At 67.6% G+C, this 18642-nt stretch carries 17 protein-coding genes and 4 pseudogenes; 10 read left to right on the forward strand and 11 right to left on the reverse strand.

Going from position 1 to position 18642, the window contains the following annotated elements; translation table 11 throughout:
* Window positions 1-1284: 1284 nt before the first annotated feature.
* Together GAS53_RS51755 and GAS53_RS51760 are read right to left on the reverse strand one after the other, a co-directional pair.
* Window positions 1285-2170, reverse strand: a pseudogene (locus GAS53_RS51755) (ISL3 family transposase); the annotation flags it as partial.
* 293 nt (window positions 2171-2463) lie between these two features.
* On the reverse strand, window positions 2464-3336 hold the full coding sequence (locus GAS53_RS51760; RefSeq protein WP_151484790.1) for an aldo/keto reductase family oxidoreductase: 873 nt from the start codon (window positions 3334-3336) through the stop codon (window positions 2464-2466).
* A gap of 141 nt (window positions 3337-3477) precedes the next feature.
* Between GAS53_RS51760 and GAS53_RS51765 the strand changes: the two genes are divergently transcribed.
* A complete protein-coding gene (locus GAS53_RS51765; protein WP_404829436.1) occupies window positions 3478-3915 on the forward strand; it encodes a winged helix-turn-helix transcriptional regulator in 438 nt (145 codons plus the stop codon).
* Between the two features lie 27 nt (window positions 3916-3942).
* Here the strand turns inward: GAS53_RS51765 and GAS53_RS51770 are convergent, their stop codons facing one another.
* Both GAS53_RS51770 and GAS53_RS51775 read right to left on the reverse strand, forming a co-directional pair.
* Window positions 3943-4311 (reverse strand): hypothetical protein, encoded by a 369-nt coding sequence (locus tag GAS53_RS51770; RefSeq protein ID WP_151484792.1) that lies wholly within the window; start codon window positions 4309-4311, stop codon window positions 3943-3945.
* Between the two features lie 6 nt (window positions 4312-4317).
* Window positions 4318-4674 (reverse strand): hypothetical protein, encoded by a 357-nt coding sequence (locus tag GAS53_RS51775; protein WP_151484793.1) that lies wholly within the window; start codon window positions 4672-4674, stop codon window positions 4318-4320.
* A gap of 118 nt (window positions 4675-4792) precedes the next feature.
* Here GAS53_RS51775 and GAS53_RS51780 point away from each other — a divergent pair.
* Together GAS53_RS51780 and GAS53_RS51785 are read left to right on the forward strand one after the other, a co-directional pair.
* Window positions 4793-5260: pseudogene (locus GAS53_RS51780) on the forward strand (RNA polymerase subunit sigma-24); the annotation flags it as partial.
* Between the two features lie 148 nt (window positions 5261-5408).
* Window positions 5409-6014: a dihydrofolate reductase family protein gene (locus tag GAS53_RS51785; RefSeq protein ID WP_192583682.1), complete on the forward strand. Its 606-nt coding sequence runs from the start codon at window positions 5409-5411 to the stop codon at window positions 6012-6014.
* Here the strand turns inward: GAS53_RS51785 and GAS53_RS58685 are convergent.
* From GAS53_RS58685 to GAS53_RS51800, 3 genes are read right to left on the reverse strand one after another with little or no spacing between them, the layout of a single operon-like run.
* Window positions 5935-6354, reverse strand: coding sequence for a transposase (locus tag GAS53_RS58685; protein ID WP_225859656.1), 420 nt, complete (start codon window positions 6352-6354; stop codon window positions 5935-5937). The genes GAS53_RS51785 and GAS53_RS58685 overlap by 80 nt on opposite strands.
* Entirely contained in the window at window positions 6240-6887 is a 648-nt protein-coding gene (locus GAS53_RS58690) for an IS5 family transposase (RefSeq protein WP_404829437.1), read from the reverse strand. The genes GAS53_RS58685 and GAS53_RS58690 overlap by 115 nt, the downstream gene beginning before the upstream one ends.
* Window positions 6888-6923: 36 nt before the next feature.
* Complete coding sequence (locus GAS53_RS51800; protein ID WP_151484796.1) at window positions 6924-7331, reverse strand: RidA family protein; 408 nt, start codon at window positions 7329-7331, stop codon at window positions 6924-6926.
* 293 nt (window positions 7332-7624) lie between these two features.
* Between GAS53_RS51800 and GAS53_RS51805 the strand changes: the two genes are divergently transcribed.
* On the forward strand, window positions 7625-8137 hold the full coding sequence (locus GAS53_RS51805) for a TetR-like C-terminal domain-containing protein (protein WP_225859658.1): 513 nt from the start codon (window positions 7625-7627) through the stop codon (window positions 8135-8137).
* Here GAS53_RS51805 and GAS53_RS51810 read toward each other — a convergent pair.
* The 3 genes and pseudogenes from GAS53_RS51810 to GAS53_RS51820 form a co-directional block, all read right to left on the reverse strand.
* Window positions 8132-8308, reverse strand: a pseudogene (locus GAS53_RS51810) (transposase); the annotation flags it as partial. The gene GAS53_RS51805 and the pseudogene GAS53_RS51810 sit on opposite strands and share 6 nt — an antisense overlap.
* A 295-nt stretch (window positions 8309-8603) precedes the next feature.
* Complete coding sequence (locus GAS53_RS51815; RefSeq protein WP_151484798.1) at window positions 8604-10058, reverse strand: hypothetical protein; 1455 nt, start codon at window positions 10056-10058, stop codon at window positions 8604-8606.
* Between the two features lie 443 nt (window positions 10059-10501).
* On the reverse strand, window positions 10502-10921 hold the full coding sequence (locus tag GAS53_RS51820; protein ID WP_151484799.1) for a VOC family protein: 420 nt from the start codon (window positions 10919-10921) through the stop codon (window positions 10502-10504).
* A gap of 263 nt (window positions 10922-11184) precedes the next feature.
* On the opposite strand from GAS53_RS51820, the gene GAS53_RS51825 reads away from it, so the two are divergent.
* The 5 genes from GAS53_RS51825 to GAS53_RS51845 all read left to right on the forward strand — a co-directional run bounded on the left by GAS53_RS51825 (window position 11185) and on the right by GAS53_RS51845 (window position 17235).
* A complete protein-coding gene (locus tag GAS53_RS51825; RefSeq protein ID WP_225859659.1) occupies window positions 11185-12324 on the forward strand; it encodes a protein kinase family protein in 1140 nt (379 codons plus the stop codon).
* A gap of 539 nt (window positions 12325-12863) precedes the next feature.
* Window positions 12864-13808, forward strand: coding sequence for an NAD-dependent epimerase/dehydratase family protein (locus tag GAS53_RS51830; protein ID WP_151484800.1), 945 nt, complete (start codon window positions 12864-12866; stop codon window positions 13806-13808).
* Between the two features lie 6 nt (window positions 13809-13814).
* A complete protein-coding gene (locus GAS53_RS51835; protein ID WP_151484801.1) occupies window positions 13815-14738 on the forward strand; it encodes an RNA polymerase sigma-70 factor in 924 nt (307 codons plus the stop codon).
* Window positions 14739-15061: 323 nt separating this feature from the next.
* Window positions 15062-15541 (forward strand): hypothetical protein, encoded by a 480-nt coding sequence (locus tag GAS53_RS51840; RefSeq protein WP_225859654.1) that lies wholly within the window; start codon window positions 15062-15064, stop codon window positions 15539-15541.
* Between the two features lie 731 nt (window positions 15542-16272).
* Window positions 16273-17235, forward strand: coding sequence for a threonine ammonia-lyase (locus GAS53_RS51845; protein WP_151484803.1), 963 nt, complete (start codon window positions 16273-16275; stop codon window positions 17233-17235).
* 263 nt (window positions 17236-17498) lie between these two features.
* Here GAS53_RS51845 and GAS53_RS51850 read toward each other — a convergent pair whose 3' ends face one another.
* On the reverse strand, window positions 17499-17732 hold the full coding sequence (locus tag GAS53_RS51850) for a hypothetical protein (protein WP_151484804.1): 234 nt from the start codon (window positions 17730-17732) through the stop codon (window positions 17499-17501).
* 532 nt (window positions 17733-18264) lie between these two features.
* Between GAS53_RS51850 and GAS53_RS51855 the strand changes: the two are divergent.
* A pseudogene (locus GAS53_RS51855) lies at window positions 18265-18481 on the forward strand (DUF4158 domain-containing protein); the annotation flags it as partial.
* Window positions 18482-18642: the final 161 nt, after the last annotated feature.

The raw sequence follows: 18642 nt of genomic DNA on the forward strand, positions 1-18642 counted from the left end.
CCGCATTCGTTAAATCCCCACGGCCCATACCGCCAGCCTGACCCCAACACCCCACTCACATCAGGAGATCCGAGAAACACCGCCTAGGGCTGCCTGGCCCTGCGGGGCGGCCCGTCGCGCTGCCAAGTAATCGGACCAGTTCCCGCCGGCGAGGGTGGCCCAGCGTTCGGCTGTCTTGGGGTGGATGCCGAGCAGGTCGGCGATGACCATGGCGGCAGGTCTACCAGGGCGTCCATCATGGCGGTGTTCCGTGCTGCGCGGGCGGGCGGACCGTGGTGTCTCAGGGTGTCGGCGAGGCCGAGGGGGGTGCGCGGGCGTCCAGGGCTGTGACCGGGCAAGAGGTATCTGCGCCCGGCCGTGTTGCCGTGCCGGGGGCCGTGCTGGAGCTGATCGTCGATGAGGAGGGCGAGCTTCGGCGGGAGCACGAAAGGGTGGTAGTTGACCGTCAGGTAAGTATGTCCCCTGGTCGCGGCGAATGTGGTCGTCGGTGAGTTCGACCATGTGGGTCAGGGGGAGGGCGTAAAGGCGGACGAGAGCAGCCGCGACGCGGACCTCCAGAGGCGACGCGGTGTCGTTGAAGCAGCGAAGCAGATCTTTTCGGTGCTCGTCCTCGGCCTGGAAGTGGCCCGGGAGTTGGGCGGCTGGGCGCTCGATGCCCAGATCGGGCGGGCAGAGGCGTAGTGCAGTGCTCCAGCGGAGGAAGGGGATGGAACGGGAGCGCAGGGTTGGCCGGTCGATCGCCCAGGTGTCCAGATGCCGCTGCTGGAGCTGGGAGAGACTCAGGTGCTGGGTGTCGAGCCAGTTCAGGAAGTTGATGGCGGCGAGGAGGTTGCCGCAGTCGACCTTGTGTGCGGCATAGGTGTAACGGCCGCGGGATGAGCGTCGGCGGGTGTCGCGGATGATGTGCCACTCGGCGAACGGACTGGTGAGATTGGCGTGCCGCGGTGGCAGTTCGGCCACGGTCCGTTCGACCCAGTTGGTGAGGAGGGCGAGATTCTCATCGTGTGACGGCAGAGCGCCGGCGGTGACGAGCAGCCCGCGCACGTTGGCGGTGACAGCCCGTTGCGGCAGCGTGTCGAGGGATTCGTGGTCCAGCGCTTCGGGATCAAGGGCCAGGCGTCCCAGGAGGCGGGCGGCAGGACTTCGGCGCAGCCACTGCAGGACGCGGTAGGGGTTGTCCGCGCCGGTCAGTACCGCGGCGAGGGGTTGGAGCGGCTGGGCCACGCTTGCGCCGTCCGCGGAGAGCAGATCGGTCACACGGGCAGCCAGGGTACAGCGGGGGCAGCGGCGGCCGGAGTAGAGCGGGTCGTTCTTGCGTCCGCGATGCCCGTGGATGGCCAGTTGGACACATCGGCGGCATCGGTCGAGTGCGTCGCCGGCCAGACGCACGACGTGGAATGGGTCCATGACTGCGACCGCGTCGGGCAGTTCCTCGCTGGCGGCGGTCATGAACCCTGTGAAACCGTCCATCGCGACGACCTCGACGCGGTTGCGCCAGGACTCCTCGCGTTCGGCGAGCCAGGTCTTGAGGGGCTGCTTGGAACGGTCTTCGACCATGTCGAGCAGCCGGGCAGCGCCGGTGCCGTCGCGGTTGCCGGTCAGGTCAGGTCAGGTCAGGTCAGGTCAGGTCAGGTCAGGTCAGGTCAATGATCACGGTGACGTCCTTGGCGCCACGCCTGGTGTGGCGCCACACTTGCTCGTCGACGTCGATCGCGGTGACGTCGTCGAGCTGGCCGGTGTCGTCGATGAGGACGCGCTTGCCCTCGGCCAGAGCGGCATCGTTGGCGGTGTTCCAGGCGACCCCGAACCCTTCGGCGACACGAGGGATGGTGAGGTGCCGACAGACGATGGCTTCAAGTGCCCACCGCAGCCCGCGGCGTGAGAGCTTCGCCCGCGGCTCAGCGGCCTTGGTGGTGTCTTGCCGCTACACGTGCGCACAGTCGATGCACCGGTAGCGTCGGATCGTTGTGTGAAGGATCGTGGGCCGTCAGCCGAGTGGCTCGTGCGCCAGTCGCCGGGTCACGGTGTCACGCGGTGTGCCTTCGCAACCGCAGCGGCGGCACCACTGATCGGACTCGACGACCCGGCACGCGAGAACCGCACGATCCGGGGCGAGTCGCTGACCGGTGACTTCGAGCCCGGGCTCGTCACGGCGGCAGAACGTATTCATGTCAACGCGGGCGAAGCCCGCCTCAGGGGTAGCGCCGTGCAACGTCGAAGTCTTCCGGATGGGCTTGATGTAGGAAAACCCCTTCCTCGGAAGACCTCGACGCCTACCCGGCCACCGACGCGGGGTGAGCTGTCACCGCCGGTGTGACACGAGTTCCTGTCGGTTGATGATCTGAAGTCAACCAGGTGAGGGCGAATCGTCCTGCTTCGGCCCCGGTCGCGCGAAGGTGACCGGGGCCGAAACTTGAACGGTGGCTTCGGTCGTGACTTGTGGGCCGTTCAGCTACGGGGCATTCAGCGGCCGATGTCGTCCAGCTCGGTCAAATCCTCAGGCGAGAGGGAGCGTCCCGCGCCGACGATGTTCTCGCGCAGGTGTGCCGTCGATGACGTGCCGGGGATGAGCAGGATGTTGGGTGATCGCTGCAGCAGCCAGGCCAGTGCGACGGACATCTGTGTCGCCTTCAGTCGAGCGGCGACCGCCGAGAGCGCCGAGGACTGAAGCGGGGTAAAGCCCCCGAGGGGGAAGAAGGGCACATACGCGACGCCGTCGGTGGCGAGCCGGTCGATGAGCTTGTCGTCGTGGCGGTGGGCGAGGTTGTACAGGTTCTGCACGCACACCAGCGGCGCGATGCTCTGTGCCTCGGTGACCTGCTCCTCGGTGGCGTTGCTGACCCCGAGGTGGCGGATCAAGCCCTGCTGCTGGAGTTCGACGAGCGTCTCGAACGCCTCGGCTAGCGAGCCGGGCTGGGGACCTTCGGCGTTGCCGAGTCGGAGGTTGACCAGGTCGAGTACGTCGAGCCGGAGGGACTTCAGGTTGTCGTGGACCTGGCGGCGCAGATCTTCGGGTCGCCGGGCCGTAGGCCAGCCACCCTGTTCGTCGCGGGTCGCGCCCACCTTGGTCACGATGTGCAGCGACTCGGGATAGGGGTGCAGTGCCTCGCGGATCAACTCGTTGGTGACGTGCGGCCCATAGGCGTCGCTGGTGTCGATGTGGGTGATACCGAGGTCGACCGCTTCATGCAGAACGGTCAGGGCACCCTCGCGATCGGTGGGCGGCCCCATGACCCACGGGCCGGCCAGTTGCATGGCGCCGTAGCCGAACCGGGTGACGGTCAGGTCACCCAGAGTCCAGGTGCTGCCGGGAAGAGAGAGGGAGGGTGTGCTCATCCTGCTGCCTTTCGTCGTGCACTTGGGGGGGTGGCGCCTGCTGCCTCCCTGCATCAGCATTGGAGAGAAACTTCCTGTCGGGAAGTAGGCACTTTGGAGTGCGTAACCCACCATCTGTGAGAGGTGCGATCAGTGACGACGATGAAGGCGGCCCAGAAGAGGGCTCAGGCCAAGGTGGAGTACAACGCGTTCCTGGCAGGGTGCCCCAGCCGGCAGCTACTCGACCGAATCTCGAACAAGTGGGTCGTCCTGATCCTGTGTGCGCTGGGCGGCGACAACAGCCCTGGCCAGCCCGGTGCAGCACACGCAGACGCTCCGAAGGCGATGCGTTACTCCGAGATCTCTCGTCTTCTGGCCGGGGTCAGCCAGAAGATGCTGACCCAGACGCTACGGTCGCTGGAGCACGATGGTCTGCTCACCCGAACCGTGACGCCAACCGTCCCTGTCACCGTCTCCTACGAGCTGACCGACCTCGGCCTCTCGCTCCACCACATGACGCGCGGGCTCAGAAACTGGGCGCAGACACACATGGCCGAGGTCCTCGCAAACCGCGAGAACGACGACGCTCGCACCTCCTGACGACTCACATCCAAGCGTCCAACAGCTCTACATTCTCGGTGCTACACCCTCAACTGCGAAGAGCCGGTCAAGTGCGAGGAGGACTCCCCCGGCAAGCACTGGTGGATCATCGAACCGGTCGCCCGAGCCCTGGCCCTGGCCCTGGCCCTGGCGATCACCTCGCACCCCGAGCGGCTGTTCACCGGCATCGCCGGAGAGGCCCGGAACGCGGAACGGTTCACGGCGAACGAAGGGATCAAGGCGTTCGTCGAGCACGTGAATGCCAGGGCCGATGTCAACGGCCTTGAGCTCATCCCGTCCGAGTGGGTCGCCCCGCACATGTTCCGCCGAACCATGCCCATGCTGACCGACCAGTTCCCCGGCTCCGAGATCGCCCTGGGCATCCAGCTCAAACACGTCGCCTCACGGGCCCTGGCCAACCGCACCACGCAGGGCTATGCCGCCTCTGCGGCGTCCTGGGCCAAGCACCTGGACGCGGCGATCGAAGCCGCCCGGATCCGCGGCCTGCGGGACCTGTTCGACGCCCACAAAGCGAACGAGTCGATCGGTTTCGGACCCGGCGCCGAGCAACTGACCAGGACCTTCGACAAGATCCGCGACAGCGTCGCTGCGCAGGGCGATGACGCGACGGTCGAGCACGCCCTGCTGAAACAGACCCGCGTCTCCATCCGCTTCGGAACCCTGAACAACTACTTGTTCGACGCCGCCAATCCAGCCGGCGCCGCCTGCCTGGAGAACACCGTGATCCCACCCAGCCACACCGGCCCCCTGCCTGACCGCTGCCGCCCGGACCGCTGCGGCAACAGCGTGATCGGCCCCCAGCACGTCGAGATCTGGGACAGCGAGGATCGGTCCCTCACCAGGCTTCTGGAAACCCCCGTTCGCCGAGATCGCCGACGTTCTCGGCCGAACCCCTGCGGCCTGCAAGCAGTTGGCGGCCTCCGCCCGGCGGCGGGTGAGCGTCGCGCGCGCTCCGGTGACGGCGACCGGCCAGGCCGACGTGGTGAGGCACGTCAAAGAGGCGTGGGAGCGCAAGGACATCGCAGCCCTCGCCGGCCTCCTCAACCCGGCCGCTGTGATGACGGCCGACGGCGGCGGCATGGTCGGCACCGTCATGCGCCCTTTCGAGGGCGGCGCACGCATCGCCCAGTACATGGTCGCCATTGCCGATATGGCGCCGGGGCTCGAACGCCTGGAGCGGTCCGTCAACCGTGTGCCGGGCCTGGTGGCCCAGCGTGCCGGCGTCGTCATGACCGTGGCCTCGTTCGACGTCTCCGACGGACGCGTCACCCGGATCTGGGCAGTCCGCAACCCGGCAAAGCTGCGGCCGTGGGAAGGCCAGGGCCTGTCGTTTGGATCAGCCCGGCGGCGCGGGGTGGCCAAGAGGTACCGCCGGGCTGACCCAAACGACGGCCCTAGTGCTGCGCCGCGGAAGTTCCGCCGATGAGTTTCCGGCGGTTGTGCGGTCTACCCGTCGACGAAGGGAGCGCACCATGCGCAAGATCATCGTTTGCACGTTCCTGACGCTGGATGGCGTCATGCAGGCGCCGGGCGGTCCGGACGAGGACGCTGAGAGCGGCTTCGAGCACGGCGGCTGGCAGAAACCGGTGGCCGACGACGAGGTCGGCACGGCCATCGCCGGTTGGTACGAGCACTCCGACGCGATGCTGCTCGGCCGCAAGACGTACGAGATCTTCGCGTCGTACTGGCCGACCGCCGATCCCGACAACCCGTTCACCAATCGGATGAACAGCATGCACAAGTACGTGGCGTCTCGGACCCTGACGTCCGTCGAGTGGCAGAACTCCACGCTGCTGGAGGGCGACATCGTCGATGCCGTACGCAAGCTGAAGGCGTCCGACGGCGGCAACATCAACGTCGTCGGCAGCGGCGACCTCGCCCAGACCCTCATGCAGCACGGCCTCGTCGACGAGTACCGGCTGACCATCCATCCGGTGATCATCGGCACCGGCAAGCGGCTGTTCGCCGATGGAGCGATCCCCACTGCGCTGGAGCCGGTCAGCGTCTCGACGACGAAGGGCGGCACCATCGTCGGCGTCTACCGGCCGAACGGTAAGCCCAGCTACGACAGCTACTAGGCGGTTTCGTTTGGGTCACCGAGCGGACGAGAGAAAGATGCCCGCGACGTGGAGTCCGACCAGGTTCTTTGTACCGTTCCTTGTCGAAGCCCGGCGGCCTGCCGGCGCGTGAACCCCGGCGCAGGCGGGCGGCCTTGTGGTCCTTCTTCTCCGGGATCACGTGCCGGATTCCGCGGTTCCGGAGGTAGGCGCGGATCGTGCGATTGCTGTACGCCTTGTCGGCGCTCACGCTGTCCGGAGTACGGCGGGGACGGCCGAGTCCCGTGCGTGGGACGCGGGTCTTGTCCATGACCGGCTCGAACTGGGTGCAGTCCGCCCGCTGGCCGGACGTGACGAGCAGGGACAGCAGGCGGCAGCGGGCCCTCCGCCCTCCGCGGGTATGTGAATCTTGGTAGCCAGCCCGCCGCGGGACCGGCCCAGGGCTTCGCCCGAGGCACCGCCCCCGCCAGGAGGCCGCGCAGGCTCACGAGTGTCGGCAGCCGCGGGGGCCGGCCGTCGGCGGCCTCCTTTTGAAGGGCCGGGCGGTGGGGTCTGGGGTGCGCCTGCGGCGTGCTGGTGAGAACGCGTGATGGTGGAGTCGACGTTGATGTTCCAGTCGATGTCACCTTCGGCGTCGGTGACGGCCTGGACGTGCTGGAGGAGCCTCTCCCAGGTGCCGTCGGCCGACCACAACAAGTGCCGTTTGTGGACGGTCTTCCACAGGCCGAAGCGATCGGGCAGCTCCCGCCACTGCACCCCGGTGCTCAGCCGGTGAATGATCCCGTTGATCACCTGCCGGTGATGGCGCCATCGACCGCACCGGTTGTCACTCACCGAGAGCAGCGGCTCCAGCACCGCCCACTCGCCGCCCGTCAGATCCCCCCGGCTCATCATGGCCAGACCCACGCTCTCCCTGATCGAGCGATACGGCTATTCGATGACCGCGGTGGCCTCGACCTCGACCAGGAGGTCCGGTTCCCCCAGCGCCGCAACGCCCAGCAGGGTGATCGGTTTGACCGGATCGATGCCCAGCTTCGCCGCCGCCCGGCCCACCCCTTCACCCAGCAGAGGCATCTTCTCGGGACTCCAGTCGACGACGTAGATGGTCAGCTTCGCCACGTCATCGAAGGATCCGCCGATCTCGGCCAGCGCCGTGCCGATGTTGAGGTAGCACTGCTCGACCTGAGCGGCGAAGTCTCCTTCGCCGACGGGTCGGCCGTCGGCATCACGGGCGACCTGCCCCGCAAGGAACACCAGCTTCGATCCGCTGGCGATCGACAGCTGACGGTAGACATCGGGTTTCGGCAACCCGTTGGGATTGACCAGCGTCACGGTCATGACCCCTCCTTCGCGTCAAGTGCGGCAAGATCAGCATTCCGCGAAAGCATAGCGATGCTATGTATTGTGGCGCCATGGCGAGGACGAAAGATCCGGCGGTCCGCTCCCAATTGCTGGACCGGGCCGCGCACATGCTCCGGACCCGGCAACCAGTCACACTCCGCGCACTGGTCGCCGGAACCGGCGTATCGACGATGGCCGTCTACACCTATTTCGACAGCATGGACGGCCTGTGGAAAGCGCTGCGACAGGAAGGCTTCACCCGCCTTGCGGCCAAACTCGCAGCCGTCTCGATGACCCCGGACCCCGTGCGAGACCTCGCCGCCCTGGGAGCCGCCTACCTGGCCAACGCCCTGAACAGTCCCGACCTGTACCGCGTCATGTTCGACGCGGGCTTCGAACTCGAGGACGCCGACGCCGCGGATGAAGCTCTGCACTGCCTCGTCCGTGCCGTCGAACGGGCCAAGACGGCCGGTCGCTTCCGTGACGACGTGGAACCGCTGGAACTGGCAACACAGAGCTGGACCATCGGCCACGGACTCGCCTCACTTGTCGCCACGGGTCCCCTGCCGCACCAAGCACTCACCCACGCCGTGCCCATGCTGACCGCACTGTTCATCAGCGCCGGCGACGATCCCGCCAGATGCCGCCGATCGGTCGAGCACGGCTGGGGCAGATACCTCCGGCCGGACCTGGCACTCATGATCGAAGGGACGCGCCCTAGCAGCACCGCAAAGTGCCCGGGGCCGCCGAACTCGCCCACCGTGCACGCGAAGCACTGGCCAAGACTGCCCACCATCGAATGAGCCGAGCTCGTCCGGCAGGTCGCGCCAGGGCCAGCAGGTGCGGTACTTCCACGCGATGGCCTACAGAGCGCGGCGGTGGTCGGCCCATCGCCGCCCGCGGACCTGATCGGTCGGCATCAGCGGCTCGATCCGGTCCCACATCGCATCAGTGATCACTAACCGAACAGACACATCCGATCAACTGACCAGCCCATCAAAGAGACACGCCCAAGGCGGCCGAGTCGCCGATGGGCAGGCAGGCCGATACCGACGAGCGCTGAGGGCTGATCGAGTCCGTGATCACCGCAGGGAAGGCCCAGCACCGCCCCGTCAGCGGCCACCCGGGAACCCATGACATGTGGGAGATCGTCACCATCCACGGCCGCAAGCTGAGATCAGCTGGATGAACCGCCGGATGCAGGCCCACATGTCCGAGGGTCGGGTAGGAGGGCCGGGCGCCCTGGCCCTCCTACCCGCTTTCAGATGATCAGGCGGTGGGTGCCAGTGCGATCAGGATCGACTGGAGGTCGTAGTTACTGCCACTCGGGGCCTGCAAGTAGGCGCCGCCGTACCGCGTGACCGCCGTCGGCGACTTCAGCTTGCCGTTGTACAGCGACATGTCCGAACCGTTCGCGCTGGCCGGGTCATTGCCCTGCGACGGTGCACCGTCGGCCGATGTCGAGCCGGCCGAAGGCTTCGAGGACGAAGCCGGCGTGCCGGTCGGCACGTCCGCGCCGGTCGCTGCGTCCATCAGCACCGGCTGGGCCTCGGTCTGGGCGTAGACGATGCCGTGGAAGGCCGCGGTGACCGCCGGGATGACTCGGCTCGCCGACTTGTCGGTGTACCCCCAGGTCTTCTTGCCGGTGGTGTCGTCGAAGCCGATGATCTCCTTGCCGCCGGACTCGCCGGACGTGCAGACCACAGCCTTGGCCTGATCGCCCCAGCAGGTGAAGGTGCTCACCTGCTCGTCCACAACCTGTGACTTGGTCTGTACGACGGCGCCGCTGGCGATGTCGACCGAGTACAGGGCGTTGTCGTACTTGTCGTTGCCCACGTACGAGTTGGAGGCGAGGTAGGCGCCCTTGGAGCCGCTGCCTGCCGCGTTCAGGTAGTCCTGCTTGGTCGGGGTCTGCTTGGTGATCTTGCCGGTCGTACCATCGGCGATCACGATCGTCCCATCGGCCGCACCCTCCTGGTTGCTGCCCTTTGCACCGGCGACGACACCGTTCAGCACGCCTGCTGGGGTGACGAACGGGATGACGGTCGACTTCTGGGTCTTCGGGTCGGCATACACCGTGAACACCTCGCCACCCTTCTTGGCGGCCTCCTCGCCGGCGGCTCCGACACCGACGACGATCTGCCCGGTGGCGGCGTCGTATGCCTGGCTCACCACGTTGTCGCCGCCCTGGCCGGCGCCGAGGGCCGGGGTGAGGTCCGCGGTGACCTCGGCAACCTTCTTACCGTCGGTCGCATTGAGCCACTGGAACACCACCTGCCCCTTGGCCTTCTGGGTGCCTTGGCCCTTGTCGTTCTGAACATAAGCGATCGCGACGACGTCCTTGCCATCCAGTTGGACGCCCATCGGTGCGGTCACGTCCAGCGTCTCGGTAGTGGACGCCGCAGCGGACGGGGCGGTCCACGGCGTGACGTGCGCGGCGATGTCGCGGCCGGTGACACCGGTGAGTCCCGCGATCAGAGAGGTCTGGCCGACCATGCCGGCCTGGAGCGTGTACGCATTGTCCTTGGCCGTGCGCTCGACCCCGAACGCCGACATCGCGACGAATGCCTTGGGTGGGTCGAAGGAGGCGGCTGTCGGCGCCGACGGTGCGGTTGCGCTGCCACCGCTCTCGGGTTTCGAGTCGGACTTGTCGCCGTTGCCACTGCACCCTGCCAGCAGAACAACGGCGGTGGCGACGCCGACAATGGCCATCGGACGCTGCATCGTTGGTTACTCCCCCAGTCGACCCCGTAATGATCGGCTGGAACGGTAGCAGTTGCCGTCTCCAGCCGGACGACACCTCCTCCCGATCAGCAAGACGCCTGCTCAACTCCTCCACCTTGTCCCGCAGTTCGGCGAGCTCCTCCCGGGCGCCGCCCTCCCGCCGATCGAGCTCCTCCCACCACGACACCATCGCCGCCTCCAAGACCGCTTCCTGGGACACGACGATCGGCCGTCCGACCGGCATGGCGCCGGGCGGCACTAGTGAGGAAGGGTGTGCGTGGCCAGTTGAGCTCCCCACCGACGGCCAGTCGGTGGGGAGTTGTCTGGCCGTCAGGGATCACGCGTAGTGAGCGATGCGCGTCTGCCGACGAGTTGGCGGCGCTGCCGGCTGAGGCGTGGCGGCTGGCCGGCGAAGACCGTGCAGCGGGCCGGCCGTTGCGGGATTACTCGGGTGCCGCAGCCGACTGGGTCCGGGTGTTGAACACCAGTTCCCACAGATGCCCGTCAGTGTCGGTGAAGTAGCCCATGTAGGACCCGTCATAGGTGCCCGCGGCCTTAGGGACCGTCCCGCCCGCCGCCGCGGCTCGGGCGAGGATGTCGTCCACCTCTGCCTTGCTGCCGATGGCACAGGAGATGACGCACGCGCCCGCCACGGTAGCGTCGGGAGTGGCGACGCCGGCACGGTCGGTGTACGTCGCGTACTCCTCGCGCTCGATCAGGAAGAGTGACAGGTTCGGCAGCTCGAAGACGATGGCGCCTTCGTCGATGCCTGCCGTGGACAGACCCAGTCCGTCCCGGTAGAAGCGCAGGGACCTGTCCAGGTCGGCGACCGGAAGCGAGACGACGACGGCTTTCGGCTTCATGGTTTCTCCTGACGTGGCTGGGGTTCACGGTATTGACGGTGCCACGCCATTCAGTACTACACCGCGGTCCGTCCCTCGCGCCTGCCACGATCAATGCCGGTGTGAACTGATGTCACTGGATCGCTGCAGCAGCCGTCACGGTCCCAGGAGCGAATCACCGCCCTCGGCATGAAAGGGTGGCAGCAGCTCCTGCCCGGCTGTTCGTTGAAGTGGTTGCACGAGAGGCAGGTGCCCGGCTGGAGGCACAGGTGAAGAGCCCTGACATGTCCCGCGGTGCCCGTCTGGCCGCCCACGGTGCCGTCTCCACATCGCTGGCGCTGTGCAGCGATCGCAGACTGCACGAGCTCGTGGACGCCGCCGCACCGATCGGTTCCGGCATCGGTGGGAAGACAGTACTGCTGGACGTCGACGGAACCCCGGTCTTCGTCAAGCAGGTCCGCCTGACCGATCTGGAGCGACACCCGGAGAACGTTCACTCCACGGCGAATCTGTTCGGACTGCCGGTCTTCTGCCACTACGGCGTCGGCAGTATCGGCGGCCCGGGGTTCGGAGCCTGGCGGGAGCTGGCCGTGCACACCATGACGACGAACTGGGTGATCGCGGGAGACTACGAGGGTTTCCCCCTGATGTACCACTGGCGGGTACTACCAGACCCTGGCCAGCCACTTCCCGAGGAACTGGCCGATGTGGAACGGGCTGTCGCCTACTGGGGAGGCGGATCGGGCGTACGCCGCCGGATCGAGGCTCTCCAGCACTCCTCGGCGAGCATCATGCTGTTCCTGGAGTACATCCCGCAGAACCTGCACGACTGGTTGGGCGTCCAGGTCGGGGCCGGTGACGAGGTGGCCGAGCGGGCCTGCGCCATGGTGGACAACGAGCTCAAAGCCGGCACCTCGTTCATGAACGCCCGCGGGCTGCTGCACTTCGATGCCCACTTCGAAAACATCCTCACCGACGGCCGGCGGCTCTTCTTCGCAGACTACGGCCTCGCGATCTCCTCGCGCTTCGAGCTCACACAGGACGAGGCCGACTTCTTCGACGAGCACCGCACCTACGACCGGTGCTACACCGTCACGCATCTGGTGAACTGGCTGGCCGTCGCTCTGTACGGGTACGAACCGGAAGAACGCACGGCGTTTGTCCGCGCGTGCGCCCAAGGGGTGTCTCCGGGAGAAAATCCAGCGGCGGTCGAGGCAATCCTGGTCCGTTACGCGCCCGTCGCCGCAGTGATGGGGGACTTCTATCGCCAATTCCAGCAGGAGAGCCGGGCAACCCCCCACCCTCTGGAGGCGATCCGCCGGATCGGACAGCAGGACAGCCCCCCTGATCCGGCGACGGGGCCACCGCGAGGAACGCCGCGCAACTCGCACACAGGATCGCGTCTCACTCGAACATGCGAGTGAGAGAGCCGGGGGCGGTGGGTGGCCATCGACAGGTGCCGCGAGCCTGCACTCCGGCCGGGGCCGCCCGCCTGCTCATGATGAGAGTTGGCTTGTCCCATCAAGGGCGCTTTCGGCGTCGCCTGCATGGCTTTCACGGAAGCGGACTGACGGCAGGACAGCCGACTCAGCCGTCTCGGTCTTCGCGGTGAAGCTGCCCGTGGTCTTCCTGAGACGGTGCCGTGCTGCATCGAGACGCTCCGCATAGTCAGCGGCGAAGTTCCCGGGAGGTGCCTTGTTCGACGTTGCTGCGATCTTGTGGATCGGGGCCGTCGATTCCTCCCATCTCTGCGTCAGGGGGCGTTCACGAGACCAGGTGTGAACGGTTGACGAGATCCCGCCGATCTTCGTGATCGGTCGGGATCTTTGTCGTTTCCGGGGCTTGTTCGAGGTGGTGTCCGGCGGCACAACCGCACCCGTATTTTGTGACCTGCGCCACAGCTGATCATGGGGGCACGGGGTGTCTCGTCTGTTGTTGGTGAGCAGCGACGAACGGAGACGTTATGAAGATCTTCATTGCCGGAGCGTCCGGCGCGATCGGCGGCCACCTCGTTACCCAACTCGTAGCACGCGGGCACGAGGTGGTGGGCACGACTCGCTCGGCGGCCAAGACCGGCGCGCTGCGCGCGCTCGGCGCCGAGCCGGTGATCGTCGACGCGCTCGACCCGGACTCGGTGGCCGACGCGGTGGCCAAGGCAGAGCCTGAGGTGATCGTCCATCAGCTCACCGCGATAGGCGGGCCGATGAAGATGCGCAACATGAGGCGGATGGTGGCCGCCACCAACCGGCTGCGCACCGAGGGCACCGACCACCTGCTGGCCGCCGGCCGCGCCGTAGGCGTCCGCAAGTTCGTGGCGCAGAGCAACGCGATGTGGATGGAGCGCACCAGCGGGCCGGTCGTCGGCGAGGACGGTCGGATCGAGCCGAACCCACCTGCCGACGTGCAGGAGACGGTGGCCGCGTTGCGCCACGTGGAGGACGCGATGACCGGCCTGACCTGGGCCGACGGCATCGCGATCCGCTACGGTGGCTTCTATGGGCCGGGGACTGGTATCGAGGCCGCACCGGACGCCGTCATGACCCAGATGATCCGCAAGCGAAGGTTCCCGATCGTCGGTGGCGGCGCCGGGGTGTGGTCGATGGTGCACATCGCCGATGCGGCGTCGGTCACGGTCGCGGCGATCGAACGCGGCAAGCCCGGGATCTACCACGCCGCCGACGACGACCCGGCAGCGGTGCACGTCTGGCTGCCGGAGCTGGCCCGCGCGCTCGGCGCCAAACCGCCGCGCCGCGTACCGGCCTGGCTCGCCGGCCTGCTGGGCGGCAAGGGCCCGGTGGACATGATGACGCGGGCTCCCGGTATCTCCACCGAGAAGACCAAGCGCGAACTGGGCTGGACGCCGCGGTACCCGAGTTGGCGCACCGGTTTCACCGACGGAATGAGCTGACGCGACATGTCCACCTCGGATCTGTATGGCGAGCTGCGGTCGCGGGCGTTTGCCATCGCCTACCACATGCTCGGAAGCGTCGGTGAAGCTGAGGACGTGGTGCAGGAGGCGTTCCTGCGTGTGCACCAGACCTTGCGGCAGGACGAGTCGATCCCCTCGCCGCGGGCGTACATCGCCACGCTCGTCACCCGGCTGGCCATCGACCAGCTTCGCTCGGCACGGGTGCGGCGGGAGCGGTATGTCGGCGAGTGGCTGCCGGAACCGCTGGTCACCGATCCCACGCCGGCGGAGCACGCCGAGACCACCGACTCGCTGTCGCTGGCGTTCTTGGTGCTGCTGGAGAGCCTGTCGCCACGACAGCGGGCTGCGTTCCTACTGCGCGAGGTGTTCGAGTATCCGTATGCGGAGGTCGCCGAGATCATCGGCACCGATGTGGACAGCACACGGCACCTGGTCGCGCGGGCCCGCGGCCACGTGCGGGAGCACCGACCGCGCTACTACGCCTCTCGGCGACAGCGAGAAGAGCTGGCTCAGCGCTTCTTCGCCGCCGCCGAGCAGGGCGACCTGCGGGCGCTGGAGGCGCTGCTGGCGCAGGATGTGGTGGCGCACGGCGACGGCGGCGGCAAAGTGCCCGCTCTGGCCCGTCCGGTCAATGGCCGGGAACGCGTGGCGAAGATCGTGCTGACCGGGTTGTCCGTGCTGGCGCGCGCGGGCGGGCGCATTCAGGTCACCGAGGTCAACGGCCAGCCCGGCGCCACGGTGTTCGACGCGCAGCACCAGCTGGTCGCGGTCATGGGGCTCGACATCGCCCAGGGAGGGATCCAGACGATCCACTCCATCGTCAACCCCGACAAACTGCGGCACTTCGACCAGGTCGGTGACCTCACCGCCCTGGTGCGCGCGGCCCGCCGATCCGGCCACGACGGCTGAACCACGGGTGCGGTTCCCGCTGTGGGTGGGGTCGATGACCGCCCGCGCCAGCCCGCTGTCGGCCATGAAACTGAGCGCAAGGCCGTCGCACGAGGGTTGAGCCGGCGTCCGTTCTCAACGAAGAGAGTCGGCTGCGAGCTGCCGACCAGGGCAGACCAAGTTCGTTGAGACGGCCGCTTACCGAGCAACCGGCTGTCCTGACCTGGTCCGACTGGGGTGACGTCAGCGACGTGCGGTATCCGCCGACGCGCGTATCAACCTTCGAACACCGGCTAACGGGGATGTTGGTGGAGGATGAATGCATGATCGGTGACCGTTGGGGTGTGAGCGACAGCGAGATCCGGCGGTCCTACCCGTGCGACGACTTCGTCACCTCACCCGCGCTGCAGGCATGGCGGGGCGTGGGTGTCGAGACGCCTGCCGATGCGATGTGGCCGTGGGTCGCACAAGTGAGGCTTGCGCCATACTCGTACGACTGGATCGACAACCTTGGCCGCCGCTCGCCTCGCGAGCTGGTAGACCTTCCCGAACCTCAAGTAGGAGAAAAGTTCACTACCGCTGGCGGGCGTGAACTGGGTCGGATCGTCTCGGTCGAACCCGGGAACCAGCTGACGGGCACCATCATGGGCGCCTTTATGTCCTACGTCCTCATGCCCCAGGATCACGACACGACGCGCCTGCTACTCAAGGTCGTCATGCAAACCAGCCGCTGGGCGGCCATCGGCCTGTCGGTCGGCGATCTGATCATGGCTCGACGGCAGTTACTGAACCTGAAGCTGCTCGCCGAGCGGCACGAGCATTGAGCTGCGGAAGCCGGTTGAGGGGCTTGGCTGAGCCGGGATCGAGGCGCTTGAGCCGTGTGATCTGACGTCCACGGATGTTGCTGTCGATGGATGTGTAGGAGACGGAGATCTCGTGGTCGTCCATGAGATGGACCCAGATGGTCTTGGGGCCCAGCCCCTGGACGACCCGGTCGTCGATGATCTGGCGGAGTGATGCGTCAATCACGGGATTCGGCCGGACCTGACGCCGTTGGCGCCAGGTGCGGGGTCCCGGTTCGTCCGCGGCATGTTCAGGATCAGGCGGATCACGGCGCGCGGGACGTAGTGGCGCCGGGACAACTGACGCGGGGGCATTGCTCCCTGCTCTGCTTCGCTGCGGATGAGGGGCACGAGGTCGGGCCGCGTGGGAAGGGGGATGGTGGGGGTAGCGGACGGTCGGCTTGCTGCGCCGACGGGGTGACGCCACGTCGGTCAAGGCCAGATGCAGGGACCGCAGCCCGGGCTCCCCGGTGGTGACGTCACTCATCGGAGGAAGAGGCGACCGCTGATCATCCATGGGCAAGACCGTACGCGGGGCCACTGACACCCAACGATGCCCGGGCCCCATGCTGCTACCGACCGGCCACGGCGCTTCGGCCACAACCCACTCGGCACACCGCGCAACGACCCCCGCTCAGACCTCCATGGCCGTCGTGGGCAGCGTAGGGCAGTTGGTGCCGATTGCGGCGCCGCGGTGCAGTACGTTGCTGGTCATGCTCACCACGCGCCTCGATCTTGCCCGGATCCGCGCTGCCCGCCGGGATATCGACCCAATCTTTCTGGATACTCCGTTGTACCCGTGCGATGCGCTGGGACACGAGCTTGGCTGCACGGTGAGTATCAAGCTGGAAACGGCGAACCCGGTGCGCAGCTTCAAGGCCCGCGGCACCGAACTTGTCGCCGGCCTGCTGGCCGACCAGGGCCGCACAGCCGCGGTGTGCGCCAGCGCCGGCAACCTCGGCCAGGCACTCGGTTGGTCCGGTCGCCGCCGTGGCCTCGACGTGACGGTCGTGGCATCACGCAGGGCACCCGCTGCCAAACTCGCTCGGATCCACGCGCTGGGTGCTCAGTTGGAGCTGGTCGACGGCGACTTCGAGATGGCCCGCGAACGGGCCGTGAGTATCGCGCAACGGCGCGGCGTCCGGCTGGTCGAGGACAGCCTCGACATCGAGACCTGCGAGGGCGCGGCGACCATCGGCCTGGAACTGGCGAGCGGGGCGTCCTCCTTCGACACTGTCCTGATCGCCCTGGGCGGCGGCGCGATGGCCACCGGCGTGGGCTACGTCCTGAAGACCCTTTCGCCAGACGTCGAGGTGATCTGCGTGCAGCCCCTCGGCGCACCCGCGTTGACCCGCTCCTGGCACCAGCGCCGGGTCATCACCACCGACTCGACCGACACCATCGCCGACGGCGTCGCCGGCCGGTGCCCCATCCCCGCAGTCCTGGACGACCTCCTCGCGGTGGCCGACGACGCCGTCCTGGTCCACGAGGCGTCCATCGTCACGGGCATGCGGATGCTCCTGGAGCGCGCGGGCCTGGTCGTCGAACCCTCAGCGGCCCTCGGCGTCGCGGCCATCCTGGAAGACCGTGACCGCTTCGCCGGCCGCCACGTGGCCACCATCATCTGCGGCAGCAACGTCGACCTGGACGCCTACCACCGCTGGGTGGGCACGTGAGCCGCACCGCCGACCGGCACGGACGGTGCAGCGCCCCCGCCCCCACCCGGCCGAAAGGAGAGCCACCCGCCCGCCCACTCCCGCACCGAGCCGGCACGCACCAACAGCTGCGACCGCCCGGACGCGTTCTCGGAGCGGACGGGGCCCGCGGCGGCAGGGTGCCCGACGGTGCGCGGGCACACGTGTCCGTGTGGGTCCGCCCCTCGCCCGGCGCCATGGACCTCACCCATCCGGCGCAGTAGGTGGCCGTGCCGGGGTTTCGGTCACGGTTCTTTGTGGTCGCGGTTGTTGCAGGCGTCGTCCACCTCCTGGCCGGTCCATGGTGCGGCGACGGGAACGAGCGCGAGTGCCTCTTTGCAGAGGTTGGTGGCAAGAGCGTTGCGGTGGGTCGTGAGGTTGGTGGCGCGGCCGGCGTTGCTGTCGTTGTCGGCGTGGGCGGGTGTGGCGAGCGCGAGACCGGCCAGGGTGAGCGCGGCGAGCGCGCTGGTCTTCTTCATAGCCGGGTCAACGACATCAGATTGGTCCAGGTCACGCCGCTGAATTTGCCGATCGCGTCGCCGATCTCAAATGAGGGCCTTCCCTGGTGACGAGGAAGCCCGCCAGGTTGCCGATCTTGCGGCGGTCGGAGACATGACCCGCTCGAACGGGATCCGCCACAGACCACGCCAGAAGGCGAAGCCGCCGGTGTCCCCTGGTCCGGTGGCGACCCGGCAGCCACCACTTGCGGGAGGGCGAAGCCGAAGAAGGGCCGCCGCATGCGGCGGCCCTGACGCGGGTACCCCCGACGAGCACTGTGACACGGCCCTCGCCGAAACTGCCGCCCGGCCTGACCCCGCAGCAGACGACAGGACAGTCACGGTCGCCGCTGTGGTCCGGCCAGGCCGGTGGGACAGGAGGTTGAGGAACATCGGAACGAAAACCGGCGCTAAGCCCGTCGCGCGCCCGAGAGCGCTTTGACGCTTTGACCTGGTCTTCTGTGGGGGCGGATCCTTCGACAGTCGTGTTGATCATTGACTGTGGAGGTCCGGGGTGCCGGTCGAGTTTCTGACGGATGCGCAAGCCGCCGCGTACGCGGCGTTTGACGGGGCGCCGTCGCGTACGGAGTTGGAACGGTTCTTCTTCCCGGAATGACGCGGACCGGGAGCTGGTGGAGGCGAAGCGGCGGTCCCACAACCGGCTGGGCTTCGCGGTCCAGCTGACGACCGCGCGGTATCTCGGGGTGTTCCTGGACGACCCGACCGACGTTTCGGCCGAGGTCGTCGACTAGGCGCTGTTTCTCGGATCTCCTGATGTGAGTGGGGTGTTGGGGTCAGGCTGGTGGTATGGGCCGTGGGGATTTAACGAATGCGGAGTGGGATCGGCTGGAGTCGTTCTTGCCTCGTGGTGGTGCGCGTGGGGGTCGGTGGA

It is taken from the genome of Streptomyces albicerus (assembly GCF_008905045.1).
Classification (GTDB): Bacteria; Actinomycetota; Actinomycetes; order Streptomycetales; family Streptomycetaceae; genus Streptomyces; species Streptomyces albicerus.

Bases quoted from the DNA above. Each gene is read 5' to 3' on its own strand.
- GAS53_RS51825 (WP_225859659.1), top strand. From the start codon at position 11,185: ATGTCCCGCGGTGCCCGTCTGGCCGCCCACGGTGCCGTCTCCACATCG.
- GAS53_RS51850 (WP_151484804.1), bottom strand. From the start codon at position 17,732: ATGAAGAAGACCAGCGCGCTCGCCGCGCTCACCCTGGCCGGTCTCGCG.
- GAS53_RS51815 (WP_151484798.1), bottom strand. From the start codon at position 10,058: ATGCAGCGTCCGATGGCCATTGTCGGCGTCGCCACCGCCGTTGTTCTG.
- GAS53_RS51785 (WP_192583682.1), top strand. From the start codon at position 5,409: ATGCGCAAGATCATCGTTTGCACGTTCCTGACGCTGGATGGCGTCATG.
- GAS53_RS51820 (WP_151484799.1), bottom strand. From the start codon at position 10,921: ATGAAGCCGAAAGCCGTCGTCGTCTCGCTTCCGGTCGCCGACCTGGAC.
- GAS53_RS58690 (WP_404829437.1), bottom strand. From the start codon at position 6,887: ATGATGAGCCGGGGGGATCTGACGGGCGGCGAGTGGGCGGTGCTGGAG.
- GAS53_RS51845 (WP_151484803.1), top strand. From the start codon at position 16,273: ATGCTCACCACGCGCCTCGATCTTGCCCGGATCCGCGCTGCCCGCCGG.
- GAS53_RS51765 (WP_404829436.1), top strand. From the start codon at position 3,478: ATGAAGGCGGCCCAGAAGAGGGCTCAGGCCAAGGTGGAGTACAACGCG.
- GAS53_RS51805 (WP_225859658.1), top strand. From the start codon at position 7,625: ATGACCCCGGACCCCGTGCGAGACCTCGCCGCCCTGGGAGCCGCCTAC.
- GAS53_RS51835 (WP_151484801.1), top strand. From the start codon at position 13,815: ATGTCCACCTCGGATCTGTATGGCGAGCTGCGGTCGCGGGCGTTTGCC.
- GAS53_RS51760 (WP_151484790.1), bottom strand. From the start codon at position 3,336: ATGAGCACACCCTCCCTCTCTCTTCCCGGCAGCACCTGGACTCTGGGT.
- GAS53_RS51800 (WP_151484796.1), bottom strand. From the start codon at position 7,331: ATGACCGTGACGCTGGTCAATCCCAACGGGTTGCCGAAACCCGATGTC.
- GAS53_RS51830 (WP_151484800.1), top strand. From the start codon at position 12,864: ATGAAGATCTTCATTGCCGGAGCGTCCGGCGCGATCGGCGGCCACCTC.